Origin of the sequence: Pseudomonas sp. NFACC10-1 (assembly GCF_900119195.1) — a bacterium.
Taxonomy (GTDB): Bacteria; Pseudomonadota; Gammaproteobacteria; order Pseudomonadales; family Pseudomonadaceae; genus Aquipseudomonas; species Aquipseudomonas cerasi.
The window spans coordinates 747155-770574 of record NZ_FPJB01000003.1; the positions used below are offsets into that span (position 1 = coordinate 747155).

Genomic DNA, 23420 nt, shown 5'->3' on the forward strand with positions numbered 1-23420 from the left:
TTTGATCCGAAAAATATTGGTGTTGCTGGAAACAGCGGTTGTCCTGGCAGGTTTGCTGCTCGGCTTTGCGTTCTGGCAGCAGTATCAGGCGCTGAACCAGCCACTTGAGGTGGCTCAGGAACAACTGCTGGACGTTCCTGCTGGTTCAACGCCGACCGGCGTACTCAATCGATTGCAGACCGATGGCGTGATCAAGGACGCTTTCTGGCTGCGTCTCTACTGGCGTTTCAACCTGTCCGGACAGGCGCTGCACAGCGGTGAATACCGCATGGTGCCGGGCATGAACGTCAAGGGCCTGTTCGACGTCTGGAAGCGCAAGGAGGTCGTGCAATACAGCCTGACGCTGGTCGAAGGCTGGAATTTCCGCCAGGTGCGTGCTGCGCTGGCCAAGCAGGCCAAGCTCGATCAAACGCTGGCAGGTCTGTCCGACAGCGAGCTGATGGCGAAAATCGGCCATCCCGATGTGTTTCCAGAAGGCCGCTTCTTTCCCGACACCTACCGCTACGTGCGCGGCATGACCGATGCCGAATTGCTCAAGCAGGCTTATAGCCGCCTGGAAGAAGTACTCGACGAGGAATGGAATGCGCGGTCGTCAGAGGCTCCCTATTCAAACCCTTACCAGGCGCTGATCATGGCATCGCTGGTCGAGAAGGAGACCGGCGTACCTCAGGAGCGCGGCCAGATAGCCGGTGTGTTCGTGCGTCGCCTGAAGCTGGGCATGCAGTTGCAGACCGACCCGACCGTTATCTACGGCATGGGCGAGCGCTACAACGGCAAACTGACCCGCGCCAACCTCAAGGAAGCAACACCCTACAACACCTACATGATCGCCGGCCTGCCGCCGACGCCCATTTCGCTGGTGGGGCGCGAAGCGATTCATGCTGCGCTCAATCCGGTGGACGGCAGCAGCCTGTATTTCGTGGCCAAGGGTGACGGCAGCCATGTGTTCTCGGACGACCTGGATGCCCATAATGCGGCCGTGCGTGACTATCAGCTCAAGCGCCGCGCGGATTATCGCTCCAGCCCGGCACCTGCAGCACCGGCCACACCGGCACCGGCAACTGACTCGCCCTCTTCGGAAACCGTGCCTGCGGATGCTCCGGATGCGCCGCAGTCCGAGCCGAGTGCGCAATGATGACGATTAAGGATGACCTGTGACTGGCTTGTTTATCACTCTTGAAGGCCCGGAAGGTGCAGGCAAAAGCACCAACCGCGACTACTTGGCGGCGCAATTGCGTGCGCAGGGTATTCAGGTACTGCTGACCCGCGAACCGGGCGGCACTCCGCTGGCCGAGCGTATTCGCGAGCTGTTGCTGGCGCCCAGCGACGAGGCCATGAGCGCCGACACCGAACTGCTGCTGGTGTTTGCCGCGCGTGCACAGCATTTGGCCGAAGTCATTCGTCCAGCGCTGGCGCGTGGCGAGGTGGTGCTCTGTGATCGGTTTACCGATGCGACCTACGCCTATCAGGGCGGCGGTCGCGGCCTGTCCCATGAGCGTATTGCAGCGCTGGAGCAATTCGTTCAAGGCGACCTGCGACCTGACCTGACGCTGGTGTTCGACCTGCCCGTGGAGATCGGCCTTTCACGTGCCGCTGCACGCGGTCGGCTGGATCGGTTCGAGCAGGAAGGCCGGGCATTCTTCGACGCCGTGCGCAGCACCTATCTGGAGCGCGCCAAGGCTGAACCTGCGCGCTATCGCCTGGTAGACGCCGCACAGACCCTGGCCGATGTTCAGGCTTCCCTCGATACCTTGCTGCCTCAGTTGCTGGAGCTGCAACGTGGCTGAAGCCTACCCCTGGCAGGCTTCGCTCTGGCAGCAGATGGCCGGTCGCGCCCAGCATGCTCACGCCTATCTGCTGCACGGGCCGGCGGGTATCGGCAAGCGCGCCCTGGCTGAACGGCTGATGGCCAGCCTGCTGTGCAAGACGCCCGAAGGGCTCGATGCCTGCGGGCACTGCAAGTCCTGCCTGCTGCTGGCGGCTGGCAGCCATCCTGACAATTACGTGCTTGAACCGGAAGAGGCGGACAAACCGATCAAGGTCGATCAGGTGCGTGATCTGGTCAGTTTCGTGGTGCAGACCGCCCAGATGGGCGGGCGCAAGGTGGTGCTCGTCGAGCCGGTGGAAGCGATGAATACCAACGCCGCCAATGCCTTGCTGAAAAGTCTGGAAGAGCCGTCAGGCAATACCGTTCTGTTGCTGGTCAGCCATCAACCGAGTCGTTTGCTGCCAACGGTGAGGAGCCGCTGCGTGCAGCAGGCCTGCCCATTGCCTGGCGAGCAGATGAGCCTCGACTGGCTGAGCGGGGCCTTGCCCGATTGCTCCCAGGACGAGCGCTTCGAATTGCTGACGCTGGCCGCCGGGTCGCCGCTGGCTGCGGTGGCGCTGCATACGCAGGGCGTTCGCGAACAGCGCGCGCTGGTGGTCGACGGCGTCAAGAAGCTGCTCAAGCAACAACAGTCGGCTACCCAGCTGGCCGAAGGCTGGAAGGATATCCCGCTGTTACTGTTGTTCGACTGGTTCTGTGACTGGTCGCATCTGATCCTGCGCTATCAGATGACGCAGGACGAGGAAGGCCTTGGCCTGGGTGACATGCGCAAGGTGATTCAGTACCTGGCGCAGAAGTCTTCTCGCGCCAAAGTGCTGGATATTCAGGACTGGATTCTGGCGCAGCGTCAGAAAGTCATGTCCAAGGCCAACCTCAATCGGGTCTTGCTGCTTGAAGCGTTGTTGGTGCAGTGGGCAGGCCTGCCGGGACAGGCGTAGACTCTGCGTTATCCGGAACCGTTGAGGTGTTGTCATGAGTTTGCCGCCGAGCACAGGTCCACGTAATGGCATTCTGTCCCTGACCATCAAGGACAAATCCGTTCTCTACGCTGCGTACATGCCGTTCATCAGAAACGGCGGGCTGTTCATTCCGACCAGCAAAAGCTACAAGCTGGGCGATGAAGTGTTCATGCTGCTCAATCTGATGGACGAACCGGAAAAGGTTCCGGTAGCCGGCCGGGTTGCCTGGATCACGCCAAAAGGCGCCCAGGGCAATCGCACCGCTGGCGTGGGCGTGCAGTTCAATGACGGCGACAACACCGCCCGCAATCTGATCGAAACTTACCTGGTCGGCGCTCTCAAGTCCGATCGTCCAACCCATACGATGTAGTTGTGTTTTAACCCATGCTTGTAGATTCCCATTGTCACCTCGATCGCCTTGACCTTGCCCAGCACGATGGCTCTCTGGATGCAGCCCTCGATGCCGCCCGTGGCAGAGGGGTCGGGCATTTTCTCTGCATCGGTGTCAGCGCCGACAATGCGAGTGCGGTCAAGGCACTCGCCGAACGCTACGCGGATGTCGATTGCTCGGTGGGCATTCATCCGCTGGACGTGAAGCCCGGCGAAATGCCGCCCCTGGACTGGTTGCTCAAGGAACTGGATCACCCGCGGGTGGTAGCGATTGGCGAGACCGGTCTGGACTATCACTACGAACCTGAAGCGGCCGAGCTGCAACAGGCGTCTTTCCGGGTTCATCTCGAGGCAGCCAGAATCACTGAAAAACCAGTGGTCATCCACACTCGGGGCGCACGTACCGATACCCTCAGCCTGTTGCGCGAAGCCGCCTTGCCCCACGCCGGTGTCCTGCACTGTTTCACCGAAGACTGGGAGATGGCCAAGGCCGCGCTGGACCTGGGTTACTACATTTCGCTGTCCGGTATCGTGACGTTTCGCAATGCCGATGCCCTGCGCGACGTTGCCAGGCAGGTGCCCGCCGATCGTTTGCTGGTCGAGACCGACTCCCCGTACCTTGCACCGATCCCGTACCGGGGCAAGCCGAATCTGCCCCAGTACGTACGTGAGGTTGCCGAGTTTCTGGCCATGCTGCGAGGCGAGTCCTATGAGCGCTTTGCCGAGCAGACCACAGCCAATTTCGCTCGCCTGTTTCCGCTGGCGCACGTTCAGCGCTGACGGATACGGACGTCGACGGGCAGGCAAATCGCAGGCAAAAAAAACCCGGATTCTGGGGGGTGAAGCCGGGTTAAGACCATTAGGAGTAAAACAAAGGCGCGCTCTTCCTTTGGCACCTCTACTGCCGAGTCATTTGGGGAATGATAACGCGTCAGCAGCTTAAGTATTGTTCAGGACGGCGTAGCGTCCAGTGTCTTTTGGTCGTTTTTTAAACAGTTTTGGAATACTAAAGCGATCCTTGAGTGCTCGATGAACACTCTCATCGGGCGAAATACCAAGGTGTCGCAGTAATGGAGTGGTGGGGTGGAGTTTTCCAATGGTTTTCTGCTGAGTCTTTCCTTGTGCCTGGACATCGGTCTGGCAAACATCGCCATGATTACGCTGTCCATGCAGCGCGGTTTTTCCAGAGGCCTGTGGCTGGGCCTGGGAACCTGCGTTGGGGATCTGGCCTACGCAATCCTGGCCATGCTCGGCATGGCCGTGCTGCTGCAATATGAAGCCGTGCGCTACGTGCTCTGGATTGGCGGCACTGCGGTGCTGGCCTGGTTCTGCTTCAGGATGGTCATGAGTGCCACCGCCGTCAGCACCGGTCTCGGCAGCCATGACGTTGCATCGGAAAAATCCAGCCTGGCGCTGTTCCTGCGCGGGATCTTTCTGGCGATGTCCTCTCCCAGCGCCATCCTCTGGTTTGCCGCAGTCGGCGGAGCGCTGATTGCCCGGCAAGGCTCTGATCTTGCCAGCGCTTCGACCTTTCTCGCCGGGTTCGTCGCCGCAGGCGTGGTCTGGTCGATCTCGCTGTGTGCGCTGGCTCACCAGGGAGGGCGTTTCATGGGCGAGCGAATGTTGCGCTGGTCTTACATAGCCTCGGCGCTGATCTTTGCCTACTTCACGTTGTATGTGGTGATCACGGGTTATATGGAATTTGTCGTCGCTGCCCCCGCGTTGCCAGCGCACTAGATTTCCAGCGCAGCGGAATGCTAGCGCGCGATGACCGGTGCGGATTTCCCGTGCGAATCGTTCATGCAGGTCGACAAGTATGGATGAACCGTGCAATTTAGCGCCGATTGGGCATAATACCCCGCTTCGATTTCGATCCTGACAGACCTCTCTATGCAGAAAGAACCTCGTAAGGTCCGTGAATTTCGCCGCCGTGAGCAGGAAATTCTCGACACCGCGCTAAAGCTGTTTCTCGAGCAAGGCGAAGACAGCGTCACTGTCGAGATGATCGCGGACGCCGTCGGCATTGGCAAAGGCACCATCTACAAGCACTTCAAGTCCAAGGCGGAAATCTACCTGCGCCTGATGCTCGACTACGAGCGGGACCTGAACGAGCTGCTGCATTCGGCCGATGTCGACAAGGACAAGGAATCGCTGTCGCGCGCCTACTTCGAATTCCGCATGCGTGACCCGCAGCGCTATCGTCTGTTCGACCGCCTGGAAGAGAAGGTGGTCAAGGGCAATCAGGTGCCTGAGCTGGTCGAAGAGCTGCACAAGATCCGCGCTTCCAACTTCGAACACCTGACGCTGCTGATCAAAGGCCGCATCAGTGAAGGCAAGCTCGAAGATGTCCCGCCTTACTACCATTACTGTGCTGCCTGGGCGCTGGTGCATGGCGCCGTTGCGCTGTATCACTCGCCGTTCTGGAGCAACGTGCTGGAAGACCAGGAAGGCTTCTTCCACTTCCTCATGGATATCGGCGTACGCATGGGTAATAAGCGCAAGCGCGACGGCGACGTCAGCGCTGAGCCCACGCCGGATCCCGCCGCCGAATAACCCGCCAGCCCGGTCTTGAGCGCCAGCTTCAAGGCTTTGATGGCGGCTGTGCCAGATATGGCGCGGAAGCTGCATCCGACGACCATTCGCCGGTTTTCCGTCACCGGTATTTGGGAGGGGATAATGCGTAGCCTGGTTATGCTGCTCGCGCTTCTGGCGTTGAGTGGCTGCATGAAAGTCAGTGACATGGGCGAAGGTGTTCGCGAGCAATTCAGCGACGCAGGTCTGCTCGACCATAGCGAAACCCGTCGTACTGCCAACTGGCGCGTGCAGCCTGACTCGTTCATTTACATCGCTCAGGGCGCCTTCGTGCCGCCAGGCAATGCCTATCCGCGCCCCAACGTGGTGGCTGAAGAAGCCTTCAAGGGCTTTATCGAGTACTTCCCGATGGTCCGTCGTGCCCGAGGCCCATTGGGGCTGGATGAAGCCATGGTCGAGGCGCGTGCTGCGGGCGCACACTATTTGCTCTATGCGCGTTTCGCCAAGGCTGACGACCGCATCGGCAATGGCGATCAATGGGCCGATCAGGAAGCGGTGGATCGTCTGGGCGTCGACAGCGGCGTCATTCAGCTGATGCTGATCGAGACCGGCACCCGCTACCTCATCGACAGCGCACGCATTCGCAGCCGTGGCGGATTGCTGACGCTTTACGACAAAAGCCCGGAGGATTTGCTGGGTCCGCCTCTTGAGGACTACGCTCGTACCTTATTGGGTGTCGAACGCTAGAGCCTAAAGCTCGCATCAGGAGGGTGGAGTGACCGATTCAAACAAGGCGGGTGATCTGTTTGCACAGATCCCCAAAACCAAGGGGTTGCCGCCTGTTCATTTGTGGAATCCGGATTTCTGCGGCGATATCGACATGCGTATCGCTCGCGACGGTACCTGGTATTACCTGGGTACGCCGATTGGCCGCAAACCGATGGTCCGGTTGTTCTCGACCATTATGCGCCGCGACGGCGACGACTATTTCCTGATCACTCCTGTGGAGAAGGTCGGCATCACGGTTGATGATGCGCCTTTTGTCGCCGTCAGCCTTGAGGTGCTGGGGGAGGGTGAGGGCCAGGTGTTGCGCTTTCTGACCAATGTAGAGGATCAGGCCGAGGCGGGACCGGAACACCCTTTACGCGTTGTAACCGACCCTGATACCCAGGAACCGGCGCCCTACATTCACGTGCGGAGCAATCTGGAGGCGCTGATTCACCGCAATGTTTTCTATCAGTTGGTCGAGCTGGCCGTTTCCCGCGATATAGATGAACAGCGCTGGCTGGGCGTCTGGAGCCATGGCGTGTTCTTCCCGATAGGGCTCGAGCCTTGAAATACACACCTGATTGCCGGCTTGAATTGCCTGTCGGCAATGCGGCGGTTAAAGTGCCGCTCCCTGATTTTCCTGAGGTTTTTGCATGAGCCAGTCCTTTGATATCGCCGTAGTCGGCGCAACCGGTACTGTCGGCGAAACCGTTGTGCAGGTTCTGGAGGAGCGCAATTTCCCGGTCGGCAATCTGTACCTGCTGGCCAGCATCGAATCCGCAGGCCACTCGGTGCCGTTTCGAGGCAAGAATGTGCGCGTACGTGAAGTCGACGAGTTCGATTTCAGCACGGTGCGCATGGCGTTTTTCGCTGCAGGACCTGCGGTCAGTCGCAGTCACGCCGAAAAGGCGGTAGCGGCGGGGTGCACGGTCATCGACCTGTCGGGCGCATTTACCGCAGTCCAGGCACCTAATGTCGTGCCGGAAATAAATGCTACGCTTTTGCACAACCGTGGCGTCGCTCCTTGTCTGGTTGCCAGTCCCAGTGCTTCTGCCACTGCGGTTGCCCTGGCTTTGGCGCCGTTGCTCGGCCTGATCGATATACAGTCGGTGGCGGTAACGGCGTGTCTGGCGGTATCGGCACTGGGGCGTGAAGGCGTCAGTGAGCTGGCTCGTCAGACCACCGAGCTATTGAATGTTCGCCCGCTGGAAGCGCGGTTTTTTGATCGTCAGATGGCGTTCAACCTGCTGGCGCAAGTAGGGACACCAGACGCGTCGGGGCACCTGCCGCTGGAAAGGCGTCTGGTCGAAGAATTGCGCGAACTGCTGGCGCTGCCATCGCTCAAAGTGTCTGCGACCTGCATTCAGGTACCGGTGTTCTTTGGTGACAGCTTCACGGTAGCGTTGCGCACGGCCGGGGCGGTCGACGTGGCGGCGGTCAATGCAGCACTCGAGTCTGCAGACGGAATCGAACTGGTCGATGCGGGGGATTACCCTACGCCGGTGGGCGATGCGGTGGGCCAGGACGTGGTTTATGTGGGACGCGTCAGGGCGGGAACCGACGATTCCGAGCAGCTCAATCTGTGGCTGACCTCGGATAATGTGCGCAAAGGCGCTGCGCTCAACGCTGTGCAGGTTGGCGAATTGTTGATAAAAGACTATGTGTAAAAGATACTTGGCAACAATTTGAATAATTGTTTTAGCGGCGATACGCCTTACACCCAAATGCAGGACTACCTCCCCGGATCTCGGGGAATCTTTAAACAAGGGATGGGCTATGGTTCAGGTTCGTAAACTGGTATTAGCAATCGCTGCGGCATCAGCGCTGTCATCGGGTATGGCGCAGGCGCTGGGGCTCGGGGAATTGTCGGTCAAGTCGACCCTGAATCAGCCATTGGTAGCGGAAATCGAGTTGACCGAGGCTCAGGGGCTCAACGCAACGCAAGTTGTGCCCAGCCTGGCCACCACGGCCGACTTCGCGCAGGCGGGTGTGACCCGTCAGGCATTTCTCAACGATCTCACCTTTACCCCGGTTATCAATGCCAGCGGTAAAAGTGTTCTGCGCATTACTTCCAGCAAGCCGGTGCGCGAGCCTTATGTGAAGTTTCTGGTTCAGGTGCTCTGGCCCAATGGCCGGTTGCTGCGTGAGTACAGCCTTCTGCTCGATCCGCCGAAATTCTCTCCCGAGGCAGCCGCTGCGGCTGCTGCCCCGGCCCCCGCTGCAGCGCCCGCGGCGCCTGCGCAACTGGCAACGGTAGCCCCGTCGGCTGAAGCGCCGGCAGCCGAAGCGCCAGCACCGGCAGCCAACACATCCACATTGCCGGCGCCAGCCGCCGACAAGCAGTCACAGTACGTCACCGCCAATAACGACACCTTGTGGGAAATTGCTGCGAAGGTGCGCAATGGCGGGACTGTCCAGCAAACCATGCTGGCGATTCAGGCTTTGAATCCGGATGCGTTCATTGGTGGCAACATCAACCGCCTGAAGAAAGGGCAGGTGCTGCGCCTTCCGACGCCGCAGCAGACCACCGCGCTGCCGCAATCACAGGCAGTGGCAGAAGTTTCCCGGCAATACAGCGCCTGGCGTGAAGGTCGCCGTCTGCCGGCCGGTACACGTCAGGTCGATGCTACCCGTCGTGACCGCGCGGGTGCGGCGCCTTCCAAAGTGGATACCTCCGATAACCTCAGTCTGGTTTCGGCAAGCGGCAAGCCGGCGGCAAAAGGTGCGGCGGGCGACAGCGATCTGGGCAACAAGCTGGCCGTGGCTCAGGAAGCGCTGGATACCACACGTCGTGATAATGCCGAGCTGAAAAGCCGCATGAACGACCTGCAAAGCCAGCTCGACAAGCTGCAGCGTCTGATCGAGTTGAAAAACGGTCAGTTGGCCAAGATGCAGGCCGCTGGCGCAGTCGTGCCTCCACCTGCCGCTACCCCGGAAGCTGCAACGCCGGCCAACGCGGCGGTGCCTGCCTCGCTGGTCGACGCCAACGGTGCTCCGGTCAAACCGGCTGGCGAGATTGCGCCTGAAGATGCATTGCCTGCCGGTGCTGCCGAAGTTGCGACGCCGGCGCCAGAGCAGCCGCTGGCGGTGGAGCCGGTTGCTGCAGCAGACGAAGACCAGGACGCGCTGCAGAAAATCATCAACAACCCTGTACTGCTTGGCCTGATCGGCGGGGCGGTACTGCTGATTCTGGCCTTGCTGTTGTTGTTCCTGGCGCGTCGTCGCGCGGCGAAGGCCGAAGCCGAGAAGCACAAGCGCATGGCGCGTGCGCTGGCCGAGGAGTCGGATTTCGTCTCGGACATGGACATGAATGCACCGCCCGCCAGCTTCGACGGGCTTGATGTGCCGCCGCCCAACGTGCGCATGGGAGGCGCCGCAGCAGCCGTTGCCGGTCGTGAACGTCCTGCCGATCCGCTGGTTCAGGCCGAGATCCATATCGCTTACGGTCGTATGAATCAGGCGATCGAGCTGCTGGAAGAAGCCGTCAACGAAGACCCCAAGCGCGACGATATCCGTCTGAAACTGATGGAAATCTACGCCGAGCAGGGTAACAACAAAGCCTATGCCGCCCACGAACGTAAACTGGTGGCTGCGGGAAAGCTTGAAGCTGAGGTCGAGCAGCGGGAAGAACTTAACTCGACCCTGAAGCCGGTGGCACCTGTTGCTGCGCCGCTGGCTTCTGAAACCTCTACTGCATCGGCTGCTCCTGCCGTCGCTGCAGCCGCCGCGGCGGCTACAACGGCCGCACTGGTTGCAGAGCTCGATGCCAAATATCTTGAAGAGCTGCTGGCCGATGATTCGGCAGAGCAGGAGCCTGAGCCTGAGCCTGAGCCTGAAATTGTTGCAACGCCTGAGCCTGAGCCGGAAGTCACCGCTCCGCTGGCCGCAGAGCCTGTCGAAGAGGCAGACCCGTTTGATAACGATTTTGACTTGAGCCTGGACGAGTTCGAAGAACCGTCTGTGCCTGAAGTCTCTACCGTTAACGATCTCGATGACCTGATGCTCGACGAGCCCAAGGTCTCGGCGGTAGCGGATGACGAAGAGCTGAGCTTCGAGTCTGTCATGCAGCAGCAGGAAGAGGCCCGTGCAGCGGCAACGCCGCAGGACCTCGCCGACTTCGATCTGGACTTGTCCGAGGAAGACCCGGCCCTCAAGAGCGAAGATGATTTCCTGCTCGGCCTTGGCGAAGATCCGCTGGATTTGGGTGAAACCTCGCCTACACCACCGGTCACTGATGACCTTGAGCTTCCAGAGGATTTCGACCTGTCGCTGGCGGACGAGATTGAAACCGATCAGGCAAGCCAGGCATTCGCGACTGAAATCGACGACGTCAACGCCGAGCTTGAGCGTCTTTCGCAGAATCTCGAACATCCGCCGCTCGATGAGCCAAGATTCACCGCCGAGGATGCGGCAGCGCTGGATGACGAGCCGGACTTCGACTTCATGGCTGGTACTGACGAGGCGGCGACCAAGCTTGATCTGGCGCGTGCCTACATCGACATGGGCGATGCGGACGGCGCTCGGGATATTCTTGATGAGGTCGTCACCGAGGGCGATGACGGTCAGAAAAGCGAAGCGCGGGAGATGCTTTCGCGGCTGGCCTGATTCAACCCCGGCAACCTGCACACGGCCGCTTATGCGGCCGTTTGCATTTCAGATGTCCGGCTTGAGTAGCGTGTTTTTTTTGCGGCCGTATAATGGCCGACTTTTCGCGAACCGACAGGCTGTACCACTTTGGCGAACATAGATAACCCGGCCGCCGAGATGGCGGCCGAGGGCTTTTCCCGAATCGCGCTGGGCGTCGAGTACAAGGGCTCGCGCTATTGCGGCTGGCAGCGTCAGGCGTCCGGCGTGCTGACCGTGCAGGAAACCCTTGAAGACGCTTTGTCAAAAGTGGCCGCGTCACCGGTGTCACTGATGTGTGCCGGTCGCACGGACGCGGGGGTGCATGCCTGTGGTCAGGTGGTGCACTTCGACACCCAGGCCGAGCGCACCATGAAGGCCTGGGTCATGGGCGCCAATATCAATCTGCCCCATGATGTCAGCGTCACTTGGGCCAGAGTCATGCCGGCCACCTTTCACGCGCGCTTCAAGGCCATCGCCCGGCGTTATCGGTATGTGATCTACAACGATCAGATCCGCCCGGCGCACCTGAATCAGGAAATTACCTGGAACCACCGCCCGCTGGATGTCGAGCGCATGGCGCAGGCTGCCGAATACTTGGTGGGTACTCACGATTTCAGTGCCTTTCGCGCCGGTCAGTGTCAGGCCAAGTCGCCGGTCAAGCAGTTGCACCATCTGCGCGTGACCCGTCACGGCAAGATGATCGTGATCGATGTGCGCGCCAATGCCTTTCTTCATCATATGGTGCGCAATATCGCCGGAGTGCTGATGACCATCGGCACCGGCGAGCGTCCGGTCGAGTGGGCGCGGGAGGTGCTGGAAAGCCGGATTCGGCGTACCGGTGGTGTCACGGCCCATCCTTACGGGCTGTACCTGGTCGGGGTCGAGTACCGTGATGAGTTCCCGTTGCCCGAGCGCTATATCGGTCCTCATTTTCTTACGGGCTTTGCGGAATTGGACGGCTGACGATCCCGGCAGCATTTGCTAACATCCGGGACTTTCCGAAAGGCTTGAGGTTACTCACGACATGTCAGCCGTTCGCAGCAAGATCTGCGGGATTACCCGCATAGAGGATGCACTGGCTGCCGCCGAGGCAGGTGCCGACGCTATCGGTCTGGTGTTCTATCCGAAAAGCCCGCGTGCGGTGACGGTATTGCAGGCGCGTGCCATCATTGCCGCGTTGCCGCCGTTCATCACCACCGTTGGCCTGTTCGTCAACGCCAGTCGCTGTGAGCTCAACGAGACGCTGGATGCCGTCGCGCTGGACATGCTGCAGTTTCATGGCGATGAAACACCCGATGAGTGCGATGGGTATCATCGCCCGTACATCAAGGCGCTGCGGGTCAAGGCCGGTGATGACATTGCCGGGGTCTGCCGGACCTATCGCAATGCACGCGGCGTGCTACTCGATACCTACGTTGAAGGGGTGCCCGGCGGTACCGGAGAAACCTTCGACTGGGCATTGATTCCGGACGACCTGGACAAGCCGGTCATCCTGGCGGGCGGGCTGACGTCCGCCAATGTGGCGCAGGCCATCGCTCAAGTCCGGCCCTATGCAGTGGATGTCAGCGGCGGCGTTGAAAAGAGCAAGGGCATCAAGGATCGGGAGAAGATCCTGGCGTTCATGAGTGCGGTGCACGGCACCTGATGTGACGGCTATTGATCGGCCGCCGTCCATAAGCCTGTTCCCGCCACGAGGCACGCGGGTCGAATCGAGTAAGCGGTGGTGCCACTGAGCAACGCCGTCGTTGTGAAAAATCGGGGTGAGGGGCGCGCAGGTCCGGCCATGAGTCGATCGCTATCCTTTCATCGTCGTCCATATACGAATTTATCCGAGGGCATGCGACTGGCGTTTGATTTGTCAGTCGTTCGAGCCACACCGGTACTGGAGATATAAAGCATGAGCAACTGGTTGGTAGACAAACTGATCCCATCGATCATGCGTTCCGAGGTCAAGAAGAGCTCGGTTCCCGAAGGCCTCTGGCACAAATGCCCGTCCTGTGAGGCGGTGCTGTATCGCCCTGAGCTGGAAAAGACCCTGGACGTCTGCCCCAAGTGCAACCACCACATGCGTATCGGCGCACGTGCACGTCTGAACATTTTTCTGGACGTCGAAGGGCGCGAAGAGCTGGGTGCCGATCTCGAGCCGGTCGACCGTCTGAAATTCCGCGACGGCAAGAAGTACAAGGATCGCCTGACCGCTGCGCAGAAGCAGACCGGTGAAAAGGACGCGCTGATTTCCATGAGCGGCACCTTGCTGGGCATGCCGGTGGTGGCTTCGGCATTCGAATTCTCGTTCATGGGTGGTTCGATGGGTGCCATTGTCGGCGAGCGTTTCGTACGTGCCGCCAACTATGCGCTGGAAAATCGCTGCCCGTTCGTCTGCTTCGCCGCTTCCGGCGGTGCGCGCATGCAGGAAGCGCTGATCTCGCTGATGCAGATGGCCAAGACCTCGGCTGTTCTGGCGCGTCTTCGCGAAGAAGGGCTGCCGTTCATCTCGGTGCTGACCGACCCGGTCTACGGTGGCGTTTCCGCCAGCCTGGCCATGCTGGGTGACGTCATCGTCGCCGAGCCCAAGGCGCTGATCGGTTTTGCCGGTCCACGGGTCATCGAGCAAACGGTTCGCGAGAAGCTGCCTGAAGGCTTCCAGCGCAGTGAATTCCTGCTGGATCACGGTGCCATCGACATGATCGTCTCGCGCAGTGAGCTTCGTCCGCGCCTGGGTAACCTGCTGGCACAGATGATGAATCTGCCGACCCCTCGCTTTGTCGCACCCGTCATCGAGCCAATCGTCGTCCCGCCGGCACCCGCGACGATATGACCTCTACGTCCCTGAGCGACTGGCTCGCCTATCTGGAGCAACTGCATCCGTCGGCCATCGACATGGGCCTGGACCGGTCTCGACAGGTGGCGCTGCAATTGGGGCTTACACGCCCGGCGCGCCAGGTGATCACGGTGACGGGCACCAACGGCAAGGGCTCGACCTGCGCCTTTGTCGCTGCCTTGTTGCAGGCTCAGGGCTTGAAGGTTGGTGTCTACAGCTCCCCGCATTTGATTCGCTATAACGAGCGGGTGAAAGTGCAGGGCGTCGAGGTAACCGATCTGGAACTATGCGACGCCTTCGCTGCGGTGGAAGCGGCGCGCGGCGATGTCACCCTGACTTATTTCGAAATGGGCACGCTGGCGGCGTTCTGGCTGTTCGAGCAGGCCCGGCTCGATGCAGTGGTGCTGGAAGTCGGTCTGGGCGGTCGTCTGGACGCGGTCAATCTAGTGGATGCGGATCTGGCGCTGGTCACCAGTATCGGGGTCGATCATGCCGAGTATCTGGGCGACACCCGTGAGTCGGTCGCTTTCGAGAAAGCCGGGATCTTTCGCGCCGGCTGCCCAGCGCTGTGCGGTGACCCCGCGCCCCCCGAGCCGTTGTTGGCCAAAGCTCGCGAGCTGGGCTGTCCGTTGTTGCTGCGTGGCCGGGATTTCGATCTTTCCATAGGTGAAGACAGCTGGGACTGGCGTGGTGTCGCTCAGGGCGAGCAGATCGAGCTGCGCGGTCTGCCGCTGCTCGATCTGCCCATGCAGAATGCCGCGCTGGCGCTTCAGGCCTTTGCCCTGCTGGGGTATCCATTGCAAGCGGATGCGACAGGCAAGGTGCTTGCCGAGACCCGGCTCGCCGGTCGTCTCGATCGCAGGGTCGTCAGGTGGCACGGCAAGTCGCTCAACCTGCTTCTGGATGTAGGCCATAACCCCCACGCGGCCCGGTTTCTGGGCCAACGCCTCGCGCGGCAGCCAGTTGGCGGCAAGCGTCGAGCGGTGTTTGGTCTGCTCAGCGACAAGGATCTCGACGGCGTGGTCGCGCACCTGGCACCGGTCATTGAAGAGTGGGCTGTTGCGCCGCTTCCGACCTCGCGCAGTCGGCCAGCAGAAGAGTTGCAGACGGCCTTGCAGAACCTTGGCGCCCGCGTGACGTCCTATCAGAGTATCGCGTTGGCGCTGGAAGCTCAGTGCGCGCATGCCACGCCCGATGACGAGATTCTGCTGTTCGGTTCATTTTACTGTGTTGCCGAGGCCCTTGAATGGTTGGCCCGGTACACCGATGAGGACGCTGCAAATGGCTTTGCTGGATAACGTATTCAAGCAGCGAATGGTTGGAGCACTGGTGCTGATCGCCGTGGCGGTCATTTTCCTGCCCATGCTTTTCACGCGTGAAGATGAAACACGTCAGGTGCAGGTCGAGGCGCCAGCCGCGCCTCAGGCGCCTGCAGCTGCGCAGGTGCGGGTCGATCCGGTGCCTGTTCCGGAGCCTCAGGTTCTGCCTCAGGAGCCTGTGCCGGGTGATGATGACATGAGCAGCAACCAGCCGCCTGCCATGCCGATCGCGCCTGCGCCGACTGTTCAGGCTGCACCTGCAGCGCCTGCTGCTCCGGTCTCCAAACCTGCTGCCAAACCGGCACCCGCTCCGGCGCCAGCGACGGCTGCTGCACCAGCAGCGACACCGGCTCCTGCCAAACCTGCAGCACCTGCTGGCGTCGATGCCAATGGTCTGTCGATCAGTTGGTCGGTGCAATTGGCAAGCATGTCCAATCGGGCCAATGCCGACAATCTGCAAAAGACGCTGCGTACCCAGGGCTACAACGCCTACATTCGCACCGCTGATGGCGTGAACCGGGTGTTTGTCGGCCCGCTCATCGAGCGCTCCGAGGCCGATCGCCTGCGCGATCAGCTCGATAAACAGCAAAAGCTCAAGGGTATTGTGGTGCGCTTTCAGCCCGAGCGCGGCTGACCGTTCGGCACCTGGTGCCCCTGGCACAAAGGAAAATGCCTCGCGCCGGTAATCGCTGCTTACCGGCAGGCGGACGCTCTGCTAAAATGCGCCGCCTTATCCGTCTGCAGGCTGCAACGTGCCATTTACTCCGGTTGACTGGGCAATTCTCGGAATTGTCGCCATCTCCGCCCTGATCAGTCTGAAGCGCGGCTTCGTAAAAGAAGCACTGTCGTTGACGACGTGGATCATTGCAGGTGTTGTGGCCTGGATGTTTGGCGCAGGGCTGTCGCAGTATCTGGTCAATTACATAGAAACACCTTCGGCCCGCGTGATCGCGAGCTGTACCATTCTTTTTGTCGCCACCCTGCTGGTAGGCGCCATGGTCAATTTTCTGATAGGCGAGCTGATTCGCGTCACCGGGCTTTCCGGGACCGATCGTTTTCTCGGTATGGTCTTCGGCGCAGCGCGCGGAGGCCTGCTTGTCGTTGTGGCGGTAGGGCTGTTGAGCCTGGGGCCGGTGCAACAGGATCAATGGTGGCAGCAGTCGAGGCTGGTGCCGCAATTTCTCATGGTCGCTGACTGGTCGAAAAACCTGATTCTCGGGATGTCCAGCAAGTGGCTCGCCAGCGGCATCAGCGTACCCGCTGACATGCCGTTCAAGGAACAGATCCTGCCGTCTACAATGCCGCAGGATGTGCTCGGTAAATCCAGTTCCACTAAGTAGGGGTTGTGTCGCATGTGTGGCATCGTCGGTATCGTCGGCAAGTCGAACGTCAATCAGGCGCTGTATGACGCGCTTACCGTCCTCCAGCACCGCGGCCAGGACGCTGCCGGTATCGTAACCAGCCATGATGGCCGGTTATTCCTGCGCAAGGACAACGGATTGGTGCGCGATGTGTTTCATCAACGTCATATGCAGCGTCTGGTCGGGCATATGGGCATCGGTCACGTGCGTTACCCCACCGCGGGCAGCTCGACGTCGGCCGAGGCTCAGCCGTTCTACGTCAACTCGCCTTACGGCATCACGCTGGCGCATAACGGCAACCTCACCAACGTCGAGCAGTTGGCCAAGGAAATTTACGAATCCGACCTGCGCCATGTGAACACCAATTCCGATTCGGAAGTGCTGCTCAACGTATTCGCCCATGAGCTGGCCGTGCGTGGCAAGTTGCAGCCGACCGAAGAGGATATCTTCGCGGCAGTGACCGATGTGCATAATCGCTGCCGTGGTGGTTACGCGGTCGTGGCCATGATCACTGGCTACGGTATCGTCGGCTTCCGTGACCCGGACGCCATTCGTCCTATCGTGTTCGGCCAGCGTCATACCGACGAAGGCGTCGAGTACATGATCGCGTCGGAAAGCGTATCGCTGGACGTACTGGGCTTTACCCTGATTCGCGACCTGGCGCCGGGCGAAGCGGTCTACATCACCGAAGACGGCAAGTTGCACACCCGTCAGTGCGCGGCCAACCCCAAGTACGCACCGTGCATCTTCGAGCACGTCTATCTGGCGCGCCCGGATTCGATCATCGACGGCATCTCGGTCTACAAGGCGCGCCTGCGCATGGGCGAGAAGCTGGCCGACAAGATCCTGCGCGAGCGTCCGGATCACGATATCGATGTGGTCATCCCGATTCCGGACACCAGCCGGACCGCCGCTTTGGAGCTGGCCAACCATCTGGGCGTCAAGTTCCGCGAAGGCTTCGTCAAGAACCGTTACATCGGCCGGACCTTCATCATGCCGGGCCAGGCTGCGCGCAAGAAATCCGTACGCCAGAAGCTCAACGCCATTGAGCTGGAGTTCCGTGGCAAGAACGTGATGCTGGTGGATGACTCCATCGTACGTGGCACCACTTGCAAGCAGATCATCCAGATGGCCCGCGAAGCCGGTGCCAAGAATGTCTACTTCTGTTCTGCAGCCCCGGCTGTGCGCTACCCCAACGTCTACGGCATCGACATGCCGAGTGCTCACGAGCTGATTGCCCACAACCGCACCACTCAGGACGTGGCCGACCTCATCGGTGCCGACTGGCTGGTCTATCAGGATCTGAATGACCTGATCGAAGCGGTCAGCGGCAGCAAGAAAATCAAGATCGACAACTTCGATTGCTCGGTTTTCGACGGCAAGTACGTGACCGGCGACATCGACGAGCATTATTTGAACCGGATCGAGAGCGCGCGTAATGACGCCTCCAAGATCAAGACTCAGGCAGTGAGCGCGATCATCGATCTGTACAACAACTAATTGGGCAAGGAGTGGGCGGCATGACTCAGGAATGGGATGCAGGTCGGCTGGACAGCGACCTTGAAGGCGTAGGTTTCGATACCCTAGCCGTACGTGCCGGGCATCACCGTACACCGGAAGGAGAGCATGGCGAACCCATGTTCTTTACCTCCAGTTACGTATTTCGCACGGCCGCCGATGCGGCTGCGCGTTTCTCCGGTGAGGTACCGGGCAACGTCTACTCGCGTTACACCAACCCGACGGTGCGTTCTTTCGAAGAGCGCATTGCCGCACTGGAAGGTGCCGAGCAGGCTGTCGCCACGGCGACCGGCATGGCGGCAACCCTGGCCGTGGTGATGAGCCTGTGCAGCGCCGGTGATCACGTTCTGGTGTCACGCAGCGTGTTCGGCTCGACCATCAGCCTGTTCGACAAGTACTTCAAGCGCTTTGGTGTCGAGGTTGATTACGTTCCTCTCGCCGATCTGAGCGGCTGGGACGCGGCGATCAAGCCCAACACCAAAATGCTCTTCGTCGAATCGCCGTCCAATCCCCTGGCCGAGCTGGTCGACATCGCGGCCCTGGCCGAGATCGCGCACGCCAAGGGCGCGATGCTGATCGTCGACAACTGTTTCTGTACGCCGGCCTTGCAGCAGCCACTGTTGCTGGGCGCTGACATTGTCGTGCATTCGGCCACCAAGTTCATCGACGGCCAGGGCCGTTGCATGGGCGGCGTGGTTGCCGGGCGCAGCGAGCAGATGAAAGAAGTGGTCGGCTTCCTGCGCACTGCCGGGCCGACGCTCAGCCCGTTCAATGCGTGGATCTTCCTCAAGGGCCTCGAAACCCTGAACCTGCGCATGCGCGCTCACTGCGCCAATGCCCAGGCACTGGCCGAGTGGCTCGAGCAGCAGGATGGCATCGAAAAAGTCCATTACGCAGGGCTGAAGAGCCACCCGCAGCACGCGTTGGCCCAGCGTCAGCAAAAGGGTTTCGGCGCGGTGGTGAGCTTCGAGGTCAAGGGTGGCAAGGACGGCGCATGGCGCTTCATCGATGCCACGCGACTGATTTCGATCACCGCCAACCTGGGCGACAGCAAAACCACGATCACTCACCCGAGCACCACCTCTCACGGTCGTCTCGCACCTCAGGAACGTGAGGCCGCAGGTATTCGCGACAGCCTGATTCGGGTTGCAGTGGGGCTGGAAGACGTGGCTGATCTGCAGGCTGACCTGGCCCGTGGTCTGGCGGCGTTGTGAGTAGCGAGGCCAGCAAACCGGCCAGTGGCAAGCCGGGTGAGACGTGGGCGTTGAAATTTTCCAGCGTCCACAATGGTCGTGTCGCCCTGGTGACCGGTGCCGCTCGCGGTATCGGGCTCGGCATTGCAGCGTGGCTGATTGCCGAAGGCTGGCAAGTCGTGTTGACCGATCTGGATCGTGCGCGTGGTTCGAAAGTGGCCGGTGCCCTGGGTGAAAATGCCCTGTTCATTGCCATGGACGTTGCCAGTGAAGAGCAGGTCGCAGCGGGCGTGGCCGAGGTGCTTCGGCAGTTCGGTCGTCTCGATGCGCTGGTGTGCAACGCCGCGATCGCCGATCCGCACAACACTACGCTGGAAAGCCTTGAGCTGTCGCACTGGAACCGTGTACTGGCAGTCAACCTCGGCGGTCCGATGCTGCTGGCCAAGCATTGCGCGCCTTACCTGCGTGCGCATTGCGGCAGCATAGTCAACCTGACCTCCACACGCTCTCGCCAGTCGGAGGCCGACACCGAAGCTTATGCGGCCAGCAAGGGCGGTCTGATGGCGCTGACACATGCGCTGGCGATCAGTTTGGGGCCGGAGATTCGTGTCAATGCTGTCAGCCCTGGCTGGATCGACGCGCGCGACCCCTCGTTGCGCAGAGCCGAGCCTTTGTCCGAGACCGATCATGCCCAGCATCCGGCGGGCAGGGTAGGGACAGTGGAGGACGTTGCGGCAATGGTTGCCTGGCTGTTGTCCAGAAACGCCGGTTTCGTGACCGGGCAGGAGTTCGTGGTCGACGGTGGCATGACGCGCAAGATGGTGTACGCCGAGTAGTTTGCGCGGACGAGCTTCGATTGAGCTATTGCTTGTGCTTTTGGTGTGTGGTGAGGGTTTTGTGATTGAGGCGGTTTTTAAAAAAACTTCAATCAGGCTATTGACTTAGGTTCGTTAGGTGCGTAAATTTCGCGGCCTCAACGAAGCAAAGGGTGATTAGCTCAGCTGGGAGAGCAGCTGCCTTACAAGCAGCGGGTCGGCGGTTCGATCCCGTCATCACCCACCATCGTTGAGTTTGAAAGCTGAAGTACGAGGGCTTTCAAAAGTGATTTTAAAAAGCTTACACGGACGCAAGTCCACAATGCGCAGCGGTAGTTCAGTCGGTTAGAATACCGGCCTGTCACGCCGGGGGTCGCGGGTTCGAGTCCCGTCCGCTGCGCCATATTTGTACAGATCGGGTTCTCCGGGTCTGCGATTGAAAAGCCCAAGGGTCTTTCGGTCACATGTACAGGAAGCAGCCTACCTAAGGTTTGTTTCAAACAGGTTTACAGCGATACGCAGCGGTAGTTCAGTCGGTTAGAATACCGGCCTGTCACGCCGGGGGTCGCGGGTTCGAGTCCCGTCCGCTGCGCCATACACCGCTTCAAGGCCCTTGAACTCCTTGAAGCAAACAAGAAAGCGGCCCTAGGGTCGCTTTTTTGTTGTCTGCATTTTGTGTGTCTGAGGGCCTGGCTTCGTGCGCCTGAGTGGTTTGTATCCAAATCCTTTTGAACTGTACGTTGATCCAGCGTCGGCCTTGTTGCAGACTTACCGCCATTTCCCAGTTCGCAGTCTTGCTGGCAGTCTTTTCCTTCCTCAGGATTTTCGATGTTTAAGCTACTGAACGTTCGTACCGCCCTCTGGATTTCTGCCGTGTTGATGGCAGCCGGCTGTTCATCGCCCAAGCAGGCGGTGTATGACCATGAACACTTCGACGACGCCGGGACCTTCTCCCGAAGCTACCCAGCGACCGACATGGCTTACTGCGAGGCGGGGCGGCGTGCCTTGCTGAGTCAGGGCTATATCATCACCAGCAGCGACCCTAAGATGATTGCCGGCCGCAAGAGCTTCCAGCAGACCGGCGATACGCATATCGAAATCAGCTTCAATCTGGTGTGCGCCGCCGATGCGAAGGATGGCAGTTCCACCATGTTCGCCAACGCGCTGCAAGACCGCTACGCGTTGAAGAAGACCAACAACTCGGCCAGCCTCGGTGTCGGCGTGCTGGGTTCCGTGTCGATGCCGATAGGCTCGACTGACGACTCGATGGTCAAGGTCGCCAGTGAGACCGTCTCGTCGGCAAAGTTCTACGAGCGCTTTTTCGGTCTGGTGGAAAACTTCCTGCCGCCTGAAGTGAAAAAGGCTGCGCATATTGTCGAGAAGCCCAAGGCCGACCTCGGTGTGCCTGACACGGCTCCCGCAGCCCCGGCGGCTCCCGCCAAGGCTGCCGAGCCTGCGAAGCTAGCGCCTGCGTCGTCAGAAAACGCGCCGAAGGCCGAGCCTGCTGCCGAACCGGTTACGCCTGCTGCAAGCGAACCAGTGCCTGCACCGTCCGAACCTGCTTCATTCAAGGCAGAAACGGTCGAAACACCGGCCGCAGAACCTGCCGAAAGCACCGCCCCCACGCCAGTCGAGCCCGCCCCGGCGCAGTAAGGTGTGGCGCGGAGCGTCGTGAACTGCATTCCCACGCTGGAGCGTAAGGAACGATAGTTGTCAGTCAGATCACCGTCGTGCCCATGCTCCGCGTGGGTATGCCGGTCTGGACGCTCTGCGTCCTCTTGTGACGCGGAGCGTGAGGAACGCGAGATATCCCGGCCTTAGCCCAGAAACAGCCTGTACGCCGGGTTCTCGCTCTCGTCCCAATACGGGTAACCAATCTCATCCAGCGCAGCACCGACCAGATGCCGCTCTTCCTCCGGCACCACCAGCCCGGCAACCACGCGGCCGTCAGCAGCGCCGTGGTTGCGGTAGTGGAACATGGAGATGGTCCAGCGGCCGCCTAGACGGTTGAGGAAGTTGAACAGCGCGCCCGGTCGCTCCGGGAACTCGAAGCGCAGCACCACTTCATCATTGACCCGCTCGGCATGCCCGCCAACCATGTGGCGAATATGCAGTTTGGCCAGTTCGTTGTCGGTCAGGTCCAGCACCGGGAAGCCCTGGCCGGTCAGGCTGGCGATCAGGGCGCTGCGTGGGTCGTTCTCGGGATGGGTCTGCACGCCGACGAAGATGTGCGCCTCGCGATCAGTGTGGTAGCGGTAGTTGAATTCGGTGATCTGCCGTTTGCCGATGGCCTCGCAGAACGCCTTGAAGCTGCCCGGTTGTTCGGGGATGGTCACCGCAATGATCGCCTCGCGGCCTTCGCCCAGTTCGGCGCGCTCGGCCACGTGACGCAAGCGGTCGAAGTTGACGTTGGCCCCTGAATCAATCGCCACCAGCGTCTGGCCGCTGACGCCGCGCTGCTCGACATATTTCTTGATCCCGGCCACGCCCAGCGCGCCGGAGGGCTCGGTGATCGAACGGGTGTCGTCGTAGATGTCCTTGATCGCCGCGCAGATCTCGTCGGTGCTGACGGTGATCACTTCATCGACATAATGGCGGCACACTTCGAAGGTGTGGTGGCCGATCTGCGCCACTGCCACGCCATCGGCAAACAGTCCGACCTGGCTCAGCACCACGCGCTCCCCGGCGGCCATCGCCGCTTGCAGGCAGTTGGAGTCGTCCGGCTCGACGCCGATCACCCTGATCTCCGGGCGCAGGTATTTCACATACGCCGCGATACCGGCAATCAGACCGCCGCCCCCGACCGGAACAAAGATCGCATCCAGCTGGCCCGGTTGCTGACGAAGAATCTCCATCGCCACAGTGCCTTGCCCGGCGATGGTGTCGGGGTCGTCATACGGATGGATGTAGACGAAGCCCTGCTCATCGACCAGCTTCAGCGAGTAGGCCAGCGCTTCCGGGAAGGAATCGCCGTGCAGCACCACGGTGGCACCCCGCGAGCGCACACCTTCGACCTTGATCTCCGGCGTGGTGCGCGGCATGACGATGGTCGCCTTGATCCCCAACTCGCGTGCCGCCAACGCCAGGCCCTGGGCATGATTACCCGCCGATGCCGTCACCACGCCCCGTGCAGTCTGCTCTGCGGGCAATTGCGCGAGCTTGTTGTACGCGCCGCGAATCTTGAACGAGAACACCGGCTGCAGGTCTTCGCGCTTGAGCAGCACCTGATTGCCCAGCCGTTCGGACAGCTGGCGAGCGCCTTGCAGCGGCGTTTCGATGGCAACGTCGTA

The 23420-nt window shown here is 60.6% G+C and carries 22 protein-coding genes and 3 tRNA genes; 24 read left to right on the plus strand and 1 reads right to left on the minus strand.

All coding sequences use genetic code 11. From position 1 onward, the window contains the following. The first annotated feature begins 1 nt into the window (after position 1). From mltG to BT119_RS12285, 24 genes are all read left to right on the plus strand, one after another. Positions 2 to 1135, plus strand: a complete 1134-nt coding sequence (gene mltG, locus BT119_RS12170; RefSeq protein ID WP_072365758.1) for an endolytic transglycosylase MltG — start codon at positions 2 to 4, stop codon at positions 1133 to 1135. Between the two features lie 19 nt (positions 1136 to 1154). Continuing rightward, a complete protein-coding gene (gene tmk, locus BT119_RS12175; protein WP_003368410.1) occupies positions 1155 to 1787 on the plus strand; it encodes a dTMP kinase in 633 nt (210 codons plus the stop codon). Next, entirely contained in the window at positions 1780 to 2766 is a 987-nt protein-coding gene (locus BT119_RS12180) for a DNA polymerase III subunit delta' (RefSeq protein WP_072365759.1), read from the plus strand. Before tmk ends, BT119_RS12180 begins: the two co-directional genes overlap by 8 nt. Positions 2767 to 2800: 34 nt before the next feature. After that, positions 2801 to 3157: a PilZ domain-containing protein gene (locus BT119_RS12185; protein WP_003368414.1), complete on the plus strand. Its 357-nt coding sequence runs from the start codon at positions 2801 to 2803 to the stop codon at positions 3155 to 3157. A gap of 14 nt (positions 3158 to 3171) precedes the next feature. Further along, entirely contained in the window at positions 3172 to 3957 is a 786-nt protein-coding gene (locus BT119_RS12190) for a TatD family hydrolase (protein WP_003368418.1), read from the plus strand. A 303-nt stretch (positions 3958 to 4260) separates the two neighbouring features. Next, the gene (locus tag BT119_RS12195; protein ID WP_072365761.1) at positions 4261 to 4914 is read left to right on the plus strand and encodes a LysE family translocator; all 654 of its coding nucleotides are present in this window, start codon (positions 4261 to 4263) and stop codon (positions 4912 to 4914) included. A 153-nt stretch (positions 4915 to 5067) separates the two neighbouring features. Then, positions 5068 to 5730: a TetR/AcrR family transcriptional regulator gene (locus tag BT119_RS12200; RefSeq protein ID WP_003368424.1), complete on the plus strand. Its 663-nt coding sequence runs from the start codon at positions 5068 to 5070 to the stop codon at positions 5728 to 5730. A gap of 123 nt (positions 5731 to 5853) precedes the next feature. Further along, positions 5854 to 6456 (plus strand): DUF4823 domain-containing protein, encoded by a 603-nt coding sequence (locus BT119_RS12205; protein ID WP_003318496.1) that lies wholly within the window; start codon positions 5854 to 5856, stop codon positions 6454 to 6456. A gap of 28 nt (positions 6457 to 6484) precedes the next feature. Beyond that, a complete protein-coding gene (locus BT119_RS12210) occupies positions 6485 to 7045 on the plus strand; it encodes a DUF1285 domain-containing protein (RefSeq protein ID WP_003431001.1) in 561 nt (186 codons plus the stop codon). An 85-nt stretch (positions 7046 to 7130) separates the two neighbouring features. Continuing rightward, the gene (locus BT119_RS12215) at positions 7131 to 8144 is read left to right on the plus strand and encodes an aspartate-semialdehyde dehydrogenase (protein ID WP_003431002.1); all 1014 of its coding nucleotides are present in this window, start codon (positions 7131 to 7133) and stop codon (positions 8142 to 8144) included. A 109-nt stretch (positions 8145 to 8253) separates the two neighbouring features. Then, a complete protein-coding gene (locus tag BT119_RS12220; protein ID WP_072365763.1) occupies positions 8254 to 11082 on the plus strand; it encodes a motility hub landmark protein FimV in 2829 nt (942 codons plus the stop codon). 159 nt (positions 11083 to 11241) lie between these two features. Then, positions 11242 to 12066 carry a tRNA pseudouridine(38-40) synthase TruA gene (gene truA / locus BT119_RS12225; RefSeq protein WP_003368434.1) on the plus strand — a complete coding sequence of 275 codons (825 nt, stop codon included), beginning with the start codon at positions 11242 to 11244 and terminating at the stop codon, positions 12064 to 12066. A 61-nt stretch (positions 12067 to 12127) separates the two neighbouring features. After that, a complete protein-coding gene (locus BT119_RS12230; RefSeq protein WP_003368435.1) occupies positions 12128 to 12748 on the plus strand; it encodes a phosphoribosylanthranilate isomerase in 621 nt (206 codons plus the stop codon). Positions 12749 to 13000: 252 nt separating this feature from the next. Beyond that, entirely contained in the window at positions 13001 to 13921 is a 921-nt protein-coding gene (gene accD / locus BT119_RS12235; RefSeq protein WP_003318491.1) for an acetyl-CoA carboxylase, carboxyltransferase subunit beta, read from the plus strand. Further along, on the plus strand, positions 13918 to 15222 hold the full coding sequence (gene folC / locus BT119_RS12240) for a bifunctional tetrahydrofolate synthase/dihydrofolate synthase (protein WP_072365765.1): 1305 nt from the start codon (positions 13918 to 13920) through the stop codon (positions 15220 to 15222). Before accD ends, folC begins: the two co-directional genes overlap by 4 nt. Continuing rightward, the gene (locus BT119_RS12245; RefSeq protein ID WP_003368439.1) at positions 15206 to 15877 is read left to right on the plus strand and encodes an SPOR domain-containing protein; all 672 of its coding nucleotides are present in this window, start codon (positions 15206 to 15208) and stop codon (positions 15875 to 15877) included. The genes folC and BT119_RS12245 overlap by 17 nt, the downstream gene beginning before the upstream one ends. A 118-nt stretch (positions 15878 to 15995) precedes the next feature. After that, complete coding sequence (locus BT119_RS12250) at positions 15996 to 16583, plus strand: CvpA family protein (RefSeq protein ID WP_003318487.1); 588 nt, start codon at positions 15996 to 15998, stop codon at positions 16581 to 16583. A gap of 12 nt (positions 16584 to 16595) precedes the next feature. Beyond that, positions 16596 to 18104 (plus strand): amidophosphoribosyltransferase, encoded by a 1509-nt coding sequence (purF, locus tag BT119_RS12255; RefSeq protein WP_003347797.1) that lies wholly within the window; start codon positions 16596 to 16598, stop codon positions 18102 to 18104. A gap of 20 nt (positions 18105 to 18124) precedes the next feature. Beyond that, positions 18125 to 19336 carry an O-succinylhomoserine sulfhydrylase gene (locus BT119_RS12260; RefSeq protein WP_003368440.1) on the plus strand — a complete coding sequence of 404 codons (1212 nt, stop codon included), beginning with the start codon at positions 18125 to 18127 and terminating at the stop codon, positions 19334 to 19336. A gap of 50 nt (positions 19337 to 19386) precedes the next feature. Then, positions 19387 to 20151, plus strand: coding sequence for an SDR family oxidoreductase (locus BT119_RS12265; RefSeq protein WP_161428779.1), 765 nt, complete (start codon positions 19387 to 19389; stop codon positions 20149 to 20151). 150 nt (positions 20152 to 20301) lie between these two features. Beyond that, a tRNA-Val gene (locus BT119_RS12270) sits at positions 20302 to 20377 on the plus strand. Between the two features lie 79 nt (positions 20378 to 20456). After that, positions 20457 to 20533 (plus strand) — tRNA-Asp (locus BT119_RS12275). Between the two features lie 115 nt (positions 20534 to 20648). Next, positions 20649 to 20725, plus strand: a tRNA-Asp gene (locus BT119_RS12280). Positions 20726 to 20958: 233 nt separating this feature from the next. Beyond that, the gene (locus BT119_RS12285) at positions 20959 to 21783 is read left to right on the plus strand and encodes a DUF2242 domain-containing protein (RefSeq protein ID WP_058397563.1); all 825 of its coding nucleotides are present in this window, start codon (positions 20959 to 20961) and stop codon (positions 21781 to 21783) included. A 164-nt stretch (positions 21784 to 21947) separates the two neighbouring features. Here BT119_RS12285 and ilvA read toward each other — a convergent pair. Further along, positions 21948 to 23420, minus strand: a 1473-nt coding sequence (ilvA, locus tag BT119_RS12290) for a threonine ammonia-lyase, biosynthetic (RefSeq protein WP_072365767.1), incomplete at its 5' end; no start/stop codon positions are given.

Excerpts from the sequence above, each read along its gene's own strand:
- folC (WP_072365765.1), top strand. The coding sequence starts at position 13,918 with ATGACCTCTACGTCCCTGAGCGACTGGCTCGCCTATCTGGAGCAACTG.
- BT119_RS12215 (WP_003431002.1), top strand. The coding sequence starts at position 7,131 with ATGAGCCAGTCCTTTGATATCGCCGTAGTCGGCGCAACCGGTACTGTC.
- BT119_RS12260 (WP_003368440.1), top strand. The coding sequence starts at position 18,125 with ATGACTCAGGAATGGGATGCAGGTCGGCTGGACAGCGACCTTGAAGGC.
- BT119_RS12230 (WP_003368435.1), top strand. The coding sequence starts at position 12,128 with ATGTCAGCCGTTCGCAGCAAGATCTGCGGGATTACCCGCATAGAGGAT.
- BT119_RS12205 (WP_003318496.1), top strand. The coding sequence starts at position 5,854 with ATGCGTAGCCTGGTTATGCTGCTCGCGCTTCTGGCGTTGAGTGGCTGC.
- BT119_RS12285 (WP_058397563.1), top strand. The coding sequence starts at position 20,959 with ATGTTTAAGCTACTGAACGTTCGTACCGCCCTCTGGATTTCTGCCGTG.
- BT119_RS12245 (WP_003368439.1), top strand. The coding sequence starts at position 15,206 with ATGGCTTTGCTGGATAACGTATTCAAGCAGCGAATGGTTGGAGCACTG.
- truA (WP_003368434.1), top strand. The coding sequence starts at position 11,242 with ATGGCGGCCGAGGGCTTTTCCCGAATCGCGCTGGGCGTCGAGTACAAG.
- accD (WP_003318491.1), top strand. The coding sequence starts at position 13,001 with ATGAGCAACTGGTTGGTAGACAAACTGATCCCATCGATCATGCGTTCC.
- BT119_RS12200 (WP_003368424.1), top strand. The coding sequence starts at position 5,068 with ATGCAGAAAGAACCTCGTAAGGTCCGTGAATTTCGCCGCCGTGAGCAG.
- BT119_RS12185 (WP_003368414.1), top strand. The coding sequence starts at position 2,801 with ATGAGTTTGCCGCCGAGCACAGGTCCACGTAATGGCATTCTGTCCCTG.
- purF (WP_003347797.1), top strand. The coding sequence starts at position 16,596 with ATGTGTGGCATCGTCGGTATCGTCGGCAAGTCGAACGTCAATCAGGCG.
- BT119_RS12190 (WP_003368418.1), top strand. The coding sequence starts at position 3,172 with ATGCTTGTAGATTCCCATTGTCACCTCGATCGCCTTGACCTTGCCCAG.
- BT119_RS12220 (WP_072365763.1), top strand. The coding sequence starts at position 8,254 with ATGGTTCAGGTTCGTAAACTGGTATTAGCAATCGCTGCGGCATCAGCG.